Source organism: Chryseobacterium sp. SN22 (assembly GCF_008329705.1).
Lineage (GTDB): Bacteria > Bacteroidota > Bacteroidia > Flavobacteriales > Weeksellaceae > Chryseobacterium.
In genome coordinates, this window is record NZ_VTSX01000031.1 from 37,160 (window position 1) to 46,462 (window position 9,303).

The window sequence follows — 9,303 nt, forward strand, 5'->3', positions numbered from 1 at the left end:
ATTTTTGCTGACTTTTTTATTGATGTTACAGTACTCCGTAATATAGGATTGCTTTCTGTTTCAGCGGGTTTGTACTCCATTCTTCCCATTCTGCAGTATAAGGATTATAGCCGCATTTCAGAGGTTTGGAAACATCGAGCCGATCTTCATCAAAATTCGTCTGCTCCGTAAAAGCCCGGCAATCCGTACAGATGTACCGGAATTCACAATCTTTACAAACTTCGATGCCATCTTTGAAGATTCCAGTATTTTTTAAAATCTTTATGCTGTAAAGCTTCTTCCAGGGTCGTATCTTTTATATTTCCGAAAGTCTGGGGCATGGCCGGACAGTTTTTGATATTACCGTTGCTATCAACACCTATTTTCTTATGCAGACAGGAATTGTGATTCACGGCTTCAAGGACTTTTGGGAGATTGGTGTTGAAATATTTTAAATCAACTTTTCCGCAGGAGTTTAATTTTATATTCTCTTTTACAAATGATACTAAGAATTTATATTTATCCTTAGGTTTAAAAGGGGGCTGTGCACAATCATAAAATATCAAATTAAATATTCTTGCACAAAGTGGTTCTAATCGATCTATAAAATTTTGATCTATATTTTCTTCAAATTTTGAGAATATCTCTATAGAAGTTATCGTAGAATTTTGAAATACTTTTTCTATGTGATTAAATTCATTCAATAATAATGAATTTCTGTACAAAATAGCCAAATGTTCTGTTCCAAGATTAGAAAGCGACTTTTCTATCTTTAAAAGGTCATTTAAATGGTCAAGTATTAAATAAGCGTTCGTAATCTCATTAGGAATACAAAATTCGTAAGATAAAGGAGGAAAATTTTTATCCCAGTTACCATTAGTAATAAATCCAAATTCTTTATCTAAAAGTATATCAATGTATTCCTTTACAAATTGTTGGGATTCTGTATCATAAGAATGAATCACCTCTTGTATAGGTTTTGTTTTTAACCCGGTTATTATATCATGTAATTCTAATGGGAACAATTCTGTATTATTTCTCTGCAAATCAGTGATAGAAATTCTTTGTGCACCAGTTGTAACAAGAATATTACTGAATAAATTAAAGTAGTTCAAAGTAATCTGATTATTGATTTGTATGGTTTATGCCTGAATAAATTCTCCGTTTGATATTTTTCACATTCTATAAAAAAGTAAGACTAGATTTGTTTGTAATAGGGATTTTACTTTTTTTAAATTCAATATGTTTGAATATGACAGGTAACTTATTTTTTTTCTTTAATTATCTTCTTCATAAATATTTAGCAATTTCAGAATCCAGTCCATAATTACAATGGAAGGAAACATTTCCAAATTGACCTACGGGATTCACTTCTAAAAAATAAATTTATCCCCTCTCTTTATAAAGTCTATAGAACCAGAGGTTAAATCTAATTTCTTCATTAAGAACTCGATTTTTTCCTCCATATTACCCGGCAAATTGTATCTGATGTTTCTATTAGGTTTTTTATGATTATATTTTCTGTAATCAACTTTTGTTTGATCATCGTTTTGAGAAAATATAGCCATCGACCATATTTTTTCGTGTAGATAAAATGTTCTTATCTCAAAATCTTTTTCTATTTTTTGTTGAAAAAAGCTGATGAAAAAATTTTTTTCTATTTTTTTTTCAACTAAAGAAGTATACAGAAATCCGTGATTTTCCTCAAATTCCAATATCCCGTTTCCTGCAATAGTTTTAGTAATTATATTTTCCTGATCTACCTCAGAGGTATTGTCAGCAAGAAAAAACTCAGGAACATCGAAACCTAATTCTTTAGCAATATCCAATACGATAAGTTTATTTAAATGATAATTACTCTCTTTATTGATATGTTTCTTATTTTCCAAATAATTTCGTACATAGTCTTCAAGCCAGTGTTGATACTCATTCATATGAAGATTTACAGCGTAGTCTTTGTATTTTTTTCTTGAAAATTGTAAGCCTCCTCTTCTATACCAAACACTTGTAATTTCATCAATAAAGAAACAATTTCTGAAACTTTCTATATATATTCTTTTTTCTTTCGTCTTTATTTCAAATACTTCATTCTCATGTATCCTAATAAATTTTTTTTTCATTGTGACAAGCCAGCGGACAATTTCAGTGGTTGTACTTTCACTATTTTCAGATATTATAAGAATCATGTTTAGTTTTTAAAATAATCATCATGAATTTTTTTAGCATGTTTCAGACTAGGAAGTCCTATTTTTTTTCTGTTTTTGTTTACTCTCACCGAATCTACAATAGGAACATTTGAAAAGGTACCATATTCAGGAATTTCAGTCATTAGAGAATATTTATCAATCATAGCTGCATAGTCATCAGGAATGCACTCCCCTGTTTTTATATACTCTAAAAGCTTTTCCTTGAAATATGGATATCGTTTAGAATCTGCAGCATGATTCATTAGAATGCTCATAGACATGAAAGTATCATTATTCCCCCAAAGTCCTATTTTTTGAAGAGAAGGATATCCATAGTTTTTAAATGTCCACAGTAATAACTGTTCATTTTTTTCATCATTTTTTTGCCGTAAAACAGCATCTCTACGACGCTTTTCCTGATCTCTGAAACTAGCTACTGAAAATGAATCTACTAATCTTTTATTTAATCCTCTTTTCCAATTTGTGACCTTTTCTTCAATTTCTAGACTGTCGATGCCATACTTTTTATATAATGCAAAAAAACTCTTATCCATCCTGTTGTACTTCCAGTTAGGAGCAACTAAAGAAATCAATTTATATAGGCTTTCTTTTCCTCCAAAATCCTCATGATATTTATCGGAAAGGATAATATAAGTCTGATATTCATCAATTAATTCGGAGTTATAGGGTGAGTATGTCTTAAAAAGAGTCTGATACATTTTAAGAGCAGTAAGAGTATCATTTTTCAAACGATAAATACTGTCAATTTCATTAACCTTATTTAAGTAAGTGATATGATTGTGTTTTCTTGTTTGACAGGAAAATGCTAAAATACAAATGAAAAGAAAAAAAATGTTTTTTTGTATCATATATAAGATTTGAAAATATCTGTTGCTTTATCCAATATCCAATGCTTCATATACATGAGCCAAAATAAAGTATAGAAGCATTTAGTAAGGATTATTTATTAATACCTTTAGGGTTGAGAGGTTACAACATTGTTAGTGTCACAATCGTCAGTCAAGCATGATTGACGTTGAGTCCATTTACCGTCAACTAGGGTATCTATATCTTTACAATTCCAATTATCAAGTGAGTCACTATACCAATAAAAGTTAGTTGGAGTTCCTACAGAACCTCCAGATACAGATTCTAAATTTTTTAATCTTTTGTTTTCCAAAGAAGAAAAGTTCTTCTTCATTCCTGTAAGTTTTTTCATTTTGTAATTTTTTAAATTAAAAATTTTATTTGCCGTATTATCCCCGGCGGTAGGAAATCTTAAGCCGTATTTGCATTGTGCACCTACAATAAGAACTTAAGTAATGTATCGATGTCGACAATTCAAAACTAGAAATAAAAATCAAATTAAAGTGAAATAATTTGTGCATTTTTTTTGCAATTTTACTGCTGGATGTGTACATATTTTGCATATTTGTAAAAAAATACAACACGATGACCCAGGAAAAATTACGAAATTTGAGAAAGCAAAAAAAGATTTCTCAGCAGGAAATGGCTAAATAATCGGTACGGATACTTCCAATTACTCACGCAAAGAACGGGGTGAAGTAAGGATTTATGATGATGAATGGGAGAAAATGGCAAGAGCATTGGATGTGACCATAGAAGATATTAAAAACGAGGGTGAAGAATTTTCCGATCATTACAGCCGTTCAAATATGATAGAACAGTCAGGGAACGGTATATTTTTTTACCATGTTCCTGATATCTTCATTGAAACCCAGAGAAAATACATCGACAAACTTGAGAAAGAAGTCGAATCTTTAAAGGCAGAAAACAAGCGTTTAAAATCTGAGACCAAGTAAATACCGGCTCATTACTTCTGCCCGAAAATGAACCGGTCGTTCTCCGAAAGGTCTTTAATGAGTTCAGCCTTGGAAAAATACGGGAGATAGAGTTCAAGCGTTTCAGGACCCAGTTTCTGATTGATCTCCAGAAACAATAATCCGTTGTCCTGCAGATGTCTCCTGGCATCCTCTGCAATCTTCCGGTAGAAAATCAGCGCGTCGGAGGTAGGTGAGAAGAGGGCCATCATCGGCTCAAAACCCTTAACCGAATGCTCAATTTCGTATTCCTCATCAATTCCGATATAAGGCGGATTGGAAATGATGATATCAAATACTTCGTCCGGCTGGAAATTCAGGTAATCGGCGTGGATGAAGTTGATCTCCAGCCGATGAAAATCCGCGTTTCTTTTTGCTGTTTCCAATGCTTTTTCAGAAAAATCAATAGAAGATACCCGCGCATGCGGAAAATGTTTTTTTAGCACCAGCGGGATAATCCCGCTGCCGGTTCCGATATCAAGGATTCTCAGATCTTCAGTACGGGTCAGTTCATACTGCCGGATCTTCTTAATGGCAAATTCCAGCAGTTCTTCAGTTTCGGGACGCGGGATCAGGACGTGTTCATTCACGAAAAAAGACATTTCGTAAAATTCGGTTTCGCCCAGGATATGCTGGTAGGGCCGGCCGGTTTTTAACACCGAAACAGCGTGTAAAAGTTTCTCCTTATCATCAATCAGCAGCTCCTGTTCTGCAAACCTCCGCTGATAAAAAGGGTTGAACCCGACGATCTTTTCGACGAAAATGCTGCTGAGAAAACGGTTTTCCGAATCGGTATATAAACCGGAAAGCTCCTTTTTGAAATGGGTTTTAAATTCTGAAATGGTCATTTTTATCTCGTGAAAACCAGTTTTGTATCCGTCGATTTTTCTTCATCAATTAAATAGCCTTCTTCATTGAAAGCTTTCACGTCATCCAGCGTCTGCGCATTGGTCCGGGCACAGAACCTGGCCATCATTCCTCTGGCATGTTTGGTATACACGACGATGGTTTTCAGCTTACCGTCCTTTAATTCATAAAAATCAAAATCAATCACCGGATGATCAAGCTTTTTACGGTCAATGACTTTAAAGTATTCATTGCTGGCAAGATTCAGCAAAATTTCGTTCTTTTTCATTTCCGAATTCAGCTGATCGGTGATCCTGTCTCTCCAGAATTCGTAAAGATTTTTGTAATCGTCAAATCCAAAAGGCCTTCCCATTTCCAGGCGGTACAGCATCACTTTGTCCGAAGGTTTCAGAAGCCCGTACAATCCGGAAAGGATCCTCTGGTTTTTCTGCAGGTAATCCACTGCGTTTTTATCCAGCGTTTTTGCATCCAGTCCGCGGTATACCTCCCCCGTAAAGGCAAATAATGCCGGAGCAGATTCTTTTGCCATAGGCTTTGCTTTCCATTGCTGGTTCCTTTGCCAGTTTTCATCCGCCAGTCTGGCTGAAATTTCCATCAGCTCGGAAAGGTATTTCGGGGATTTGGGTTTTAAAAAAGAATGAATGAATTCTGCCTGCTCAATAAATTTTGGGGTTGTGGTTTTCAACAGGTCGGTTGAATTTTCCACGTTCATGAGCTTGGCAGGAGAAGTTACTATTTTCATAAGATTAAAATACAGATAAATGTTTGATATCCACAAAATTCATCACCATCAGCGATACGAAATCGTACATAAAATGACAGATGATCAGGATTTTGATATTGGAATAAATTTTATAAAATACGGCAAAGACAATCCCTATAAAGCAAGGTACCAGCACCTGACCTACGGTACCGTAGCTGCTGTGGAGAATTCCGAAAAGCAAAGCGGAACCGATAATGCCGGCATACCGGTTATGGTAGATCTTCTCGATCCTCGGCTGCATAAACCCCCGCATCAGAAATTCTTCTACTACGCCCGCCGTCAGGCAGGTAAAAATAATCAGCACATAATTGTTCCTGAAAATATGCGAAAGCTGCAGCAGCTTACCGCTTACGTTTTCGCGCGTTGATAATTGAATTAAAAAATTTAAAAAAGCACCTCCGACAGCACAGATCAGGTACAGGCTGAAAATCTTTTTAAGATAAAATCCCGGAGAATAGGCTTTGTCTTTCCAGAGCAGGAATGGCCGTTTTTCAATAAAAAGGCTGTACAGAAAAACAGCCAGCAAAACCACCCACAATACCGCCCTCGAATAGGTAAATACTGCCGTTGCACTGCGTGTTCCTCCCGGGATCAAATGAATCAACGGAAAAACATACAGCATGACACCACCAAGCACAACAAAGGTCAGGAGAATTCCCAAAGCATATTTCCCGTTCAGACTCATCAGAAACCGTAACTGCTGTTAAATTTCACCTTTTCCCTGACGGATAATTTCCGGTTCTCCGGAAGTAAGATCCACAATGGTTGAAGCCACATTGTCGCCATACCCTGAATCGATTACAAGATCAACGAGATGGTCGTATTTCTCTGCGATCAGCTCCGGATCGGTGGAATATTCGATGATTTCGTCATCGTCCTTAATGGAGGTGGAAGCAATCGGATGTCCCAGTTTTTCAACGATCAGCTGAGGAATCGGATGGTCGGGAACCCGGATACCGATGGTCTTGTGGTTTTTATAAGCCAATGGCAGGCTTTTATTGGCGTCCAGGATAAACGTGAACGGACCCGGAAGATGGCTTTTCAGAAACCGGAACGTAGAAGTATCGATCGGTCTTGTAAAATCCGAAAGATGGCTTAAATCGTTACAGATAATCGAGAACTGTGCCTTTTCGAGCTTGATTTTTTTGATCTGGGCGAGCTTTTCCATTGCTTTAATGTCAAAAATATTGCAGCCCAGTGCGTAAACGGTATCCGACGGATAGATAATAAGCCCGCCGTTATTTAACGTTTTAATTACTTCATTGATAAGGTTTTCCTGAGGATTATTCGGGTAAATTTTTAATATTTTTGCCATACTTCAAAGATACGAATATTAAAATAATTTTCATAGATAGCCTTTATTTACAGGAAAAATTAGGAGTTTTAAAAAATAATCGTATATTTGCAGTCCAATATCGCGGGATGGAGCAGTAGGTAGCTCGTCGGGCTCATAACCCGAAGGTCATCGGTTCGAGTCCGGTTCCCGCTACTAAGTAGCAAACGTTGTCGGTAACGTTTTAAAAAATATACCGCGGGATGGAGCAGTAGGTAGCTCGTCGGGCTCATAACCCGAAGGTCATCGGTTCGAGTCCGGTTCCCGCTACTAAGATAACGCTTTCGGTAAGCGTTCTGAAAATATACCGCGGGGTGGAGCAGTAGGTAGCTCGTCGGGCTCATAACCCGAAGGTCGCACGTTCGAGTCGTGTCCCCGCTACTAAAGTAACGCATACGGTGGCGTTCTGAAAAATACACCGCGGGATGGAGCAGTAGGTAGCTCGTCGGGCTCATAACCCGAAGGTCATCGGTTCGAGTCCGGTTCCCGCTACTAAGAAGAGTATCGCAGTTTTTGTGATACTCTTTTTATTTCCGATACCTCATCAATTCCGGATGGCTCAATTTATGCAATTCATTAGGGACACCATTAAATTTAAAGAATATGTATAAGAAAATCATCGCAGGTTTAGGAGGCGCAATTGCCCTAAGCCTTCTGCACGAAGCAGTCCGTAGAAATTTCGATAATGTACCGGAGATCAATAAAGTAGGTGAAGAAGCCTTAAATAAAGCACTGGATAAGGCCGATATGAAAATTACCAATCAGGATCAGTTGTATGCCGCAACTTTGGCAGGCGACGTCATCGGTAACGGAATGTATTACGCCACAACAGCCACCAGCGGTTTCAATATCGCATCCGGACTGGCTATGGGACTGGGTGCTTTGGCACTTCCCGAAAAGATGGGACTGGATGAAAAGCCTGTTGCGGAAAATACCCGGAAAAAAGTAATGACGGTTGCCTATTATCTGTTCGGAGCGGTTGTTACCAAATTTATTTATGATAAAATAAAATGAAAGAGTTTTTTAACTGAAGTTTGACTAAAGAAAATTGCCACATCCATTTGTGGCAATTTTTTTACATTTTTTTCAGTGCTGAACCTTTATGTACGGCCGATTTTCCTGACTTTTCACTCATTACCTCGTACTGAGGTTCGTCTTCTGAAGCGCGGCGCTGCCTTTCCATAAAAGTAAAATCCCTGGTGTGTACCTTGGTTATTTTTCCGTGGGTCTGTCCGTTGCTGGAATTCCACCTTACCATGTCTCCTTTTTTTAATGTGCTCATTTTGTTGATGTTGGTTGGTTATGGTAAAATCATTTATTGTGCCATGAAAGCAAAAGCCTCTGAATACAGAGTATTTGTTCCGCTGAATGATCTTAACCCGCAAAGATTCTGCAGATTTTTTGGTTTTGTAAATGTATATCGGTGATGCAGACCTGGCGGGGATCATAATTCAGTGATTTTCTTAGAGTCGAAATTGATACTGCGCATTCAAATTTATTCACGCAGCTTTTGCAGATTACACAGATCTTTTTGGTTTGCCGTCTGTATATGATTCGGTATAAACAAAAAATCCTGCTTGATCAAGCAGGATTCATATCATTTAATTAAAAAAAATACCTTACTGTGCCGCAAGTTGGTTGAAGGGCGCCAAAGCATTGTCATCTTTCATGGTCTGACCGATGAATTCTTTTTTCTGGGTTCCTTTCATCCTGTTTGCCGCATCGCTTCCATTAAAGAAAGACTCGCTCAGCTTGGTGGTCACTTCAGCGGGATTGAAGTTTAATTTCGTATCTCCTTCTACCCCCAGGTATCCGTTCTTTTTGGTAAGGTTGGTGATGTAGTTGTTATAGTTCGTCAAAGTACCTCTGAACATATCATTGTGGTACTGCATACATTTTTTTGCCTTCTTGGAAGAATTGTTCAGGATACAGTTGTTCATGTTTCCTCTGTACAGCCTCCACTCAAGTTCCACTTTTCCGTATTCTTTTGCCAAGGCAGCAGTACCGTTGGATAGAATAGCAGGATCATTTTCTTTTTCGCTCACTTCTTTCAAATGCTTGATCACCAAAGGAACTGTACTTTCAATTTTAGATTTAGCTTCACCTACTGCGCTGAAATCGGCTGCCGGAGAACCTTTTTTCTGGGCGGTAGTCAGGTTAAAAATAAGTAATAACAGTACAATTAATAAATTATATCTTTTCATGAGAAATTTTTAAAGCACTAAAATAAATATAATTTCCCGGTTTAGACAAATACATTTTAATTTTATTTAATAAAATTTAACAAGTTTTAAGAATTTTAATAATGAAACAGGTATTTGATAATGATTACTC

Annotated in this window: 12 protein-coding genes and 4 tRNA genes; 6 read left to right on the forward strand and 10 right to left on the reverse strand. The window is 37.0% G+C overall.

Annotated elements, in window-relative coordinates; translation table 11 throughout:
* Positions 1-212 precede the first annotated feature (212 nt).
* From gwsS to FY557_RS18070, 4 genes are all read right to left on the reverse strand, one after another.
* The gene (gwsS, locus tag FY557_RS18055) at positions 213-1,094 is read right to left on the reverse strand and encodes a grasp-with-spasm system SPASM domain peptide maturase (protein ID WP_228451829.1); all 882 of its coding nucleotides are present in this window, start codon (positions 1,092-1,094) and stop codon (positions 213-215) included.
* Positions 1,095-1,352: 258 nt separating this feature from the next.
* On the reverse strand, positions 1,353-2,165 hold the full coding sequence (gene gwsG / locus FY557_RS18060; RefSeq protein ID WP_228451830.1) for a grasp-with-spasm system ATP-grasp peptide maturase: 813 nt from the start codon (positions 2,163-2,165) through the stop codon (positions 1,353-1,355).
* 2 nt (positions 2,166-2,167) lie between these two features.
* Positions 2,168-3,034: a hypothetical protein gene (locus FY557_RS18065; protein WP_149248643.1), complete on the reverse strand. Its 867-nt coding sequence runs from the start codon at positions 3,032-3,034 to the stop codon at positions 2,168-2,170.
* 107 nt (positions 3,035-3,141) lie between these two features.
* A complete protein-coding gene (locus FY557_RS18070) occupies positions 3,142-3,384 on the reverse strand; it encodes a TIGR04139 family peptide modification target (protein ID WP_149248644.1) in 243 nt (80 codons plus the stop codon).
* Positions 3,385-3,760: 376 nt separating this feature from the next.
* Here FY557_RS18070 and FY557_RS20430 point away from each other — a divergent pair, with 376 nt between their 5' ends.
* Complete coding sequence (locus FY557_RS20430) at positions 3,761-3,988, forward strand: hypothetical protein (RefSeq protein WP_228451831.1); 228 nt, start codon at positions 3,761-3,763, stop codon at positions 3,986-3,988.
* An 11-nt stretch (positions 3,989-3,999) separates the two neighbouring features.
* Here FY557_RS20430 and prmC read toward each other — a convergent pair whose 3' ends face one another.
* The 4 genes from prmC to FY557_RS18095 are packed head-to-tail and all read right to left on the reverse strand — an operon-like array spanning position 4,000 to position 6,951.
* Complete coding sequence (gene prmC / locus FY557_RS18080; RefSeq protein ID WP_149248645.1) at positions 4,000-4,854, reverse strand: peptide chain release factor N(5)-glutamine methyltransferase; 855 nt, start codon at positions 4,852-4,854, stop codon at positions 4,000-4,002.
* 2 nt (positions 4,855-4,856) lie between these two features.
* Positions 4,857-5,615 carry a peroxide stress protein YaaA gene (gene yaaA, locus FY557_RS18085; RefSeq protein ID WP_149248646.1) on the reverse strand — a complete coding sequence of 253 codons (759 nt, stop codon included), beginning with the start codon at positions 5,613-5,615 and terminating at the stop codon, positions 4,857-4,859.
* Between the two features lie 4 nt (positions 5,616-5,619).
* Positions 5,620-6,321, reverse strand: a complete 702-nt coding sequence (locus FY557_RS18090; RefSeq protein WP_149248647.1) for a CPBP family intramembrane glutamic endopeptidase — start codon at positions 6,319-6,321, stop codon at positions 5,620-5,622.
* Between the two features lie 18 nt (positions 6,322-6,339).
* On the reverse strand, positions 6,340-6,951 hold the full coding sequence (locus tag FY557_RS18095; RefSeq protein ID WP_149248648.1) for an L-threonylcarbamoyladenylate synthase: 612 nt from the start codon (positions 6,949-6,951) through the stop codon (positions 6,340-6,342).
* A gap of 101 nt (positions 6,952-7,052) precedes the next feature.
* On the opposite strand from FY557_RS18095, the gene FY557_RS18100 reads away from it, so the two are divergent.
* The 5 genes from FY557_RS18100 to FY557_RS18120 all read left to right on the forward strand — a co-directional run bounded on the left by FY557_RS18100 (position 7,053) and on the right by FY557_RS18120 (position 7,983).
* Positions 7,053-7,125, forward strand: a tRNA-Met gene (locus FY557_RS18100).
* 41 nt (positions 7,126-7,166) lie between these two features.
* Positions 7,167-7,239 (forward strand) — tRNA-Met (locus FY557_RS18105).
* 38 nt (positions 7,240-7,277) lie between these two features.
* A tRNA-Met gene (locus FY557_RS18110) sits at positions 7,278-7,350 on the forward strand.
* A 38-nt stretch (positions 7,351-7,388) separates the two neighbouring features.
* Positions 7,389-7,461, forward strand: a tRNA-Met gene (locus FY557_RS18115).
* A 111-nt stretch (positions 7,462-7,572) separates the two neighbouring features.
* Positions 7,573-7,983, forward strand: coding sequence for a hypothetical protein (locus FY557_RS18120; RefSeq protein ID WP_149248649.1), 411 nt, complete (start codon positions 7,573-7,575; stop codon positions 7,981-7,983).
* 61 nt (positions 7,984-8,044) lie between these two features.
* Here the strand turns inward: FY557_RS18120 and FY557_RS18125 are convergent, their stop codons facing one another.
* Together FY557_RS18125 and FY557_RS18130 are read right to left on the reverse strand one after the other, a co-directional pair.
* Entirely contained in the window at positions 8,045-8,251 is a 207-nt protein-coding gene (locus FY557_RS18125) for a DUF2945 domain-containing protein (protein WP_149248650.1), read from the reverse strand.
* 337 nt (positions 8,252-8,588) lie between these two features.
* Positions 8,589-9,173: a hypothetical protein gene (locus FY557_RS18130; protein WP_149248651.1), complete on the reverse strand. Its 585-nt coding sequence runs from the start codon at positions 9,171-9,173 to the stop codon at positions 8,589-8,591.
* Between the last annotated feature and the right edge of the window lie 130 nt (positions 9,174-9,303).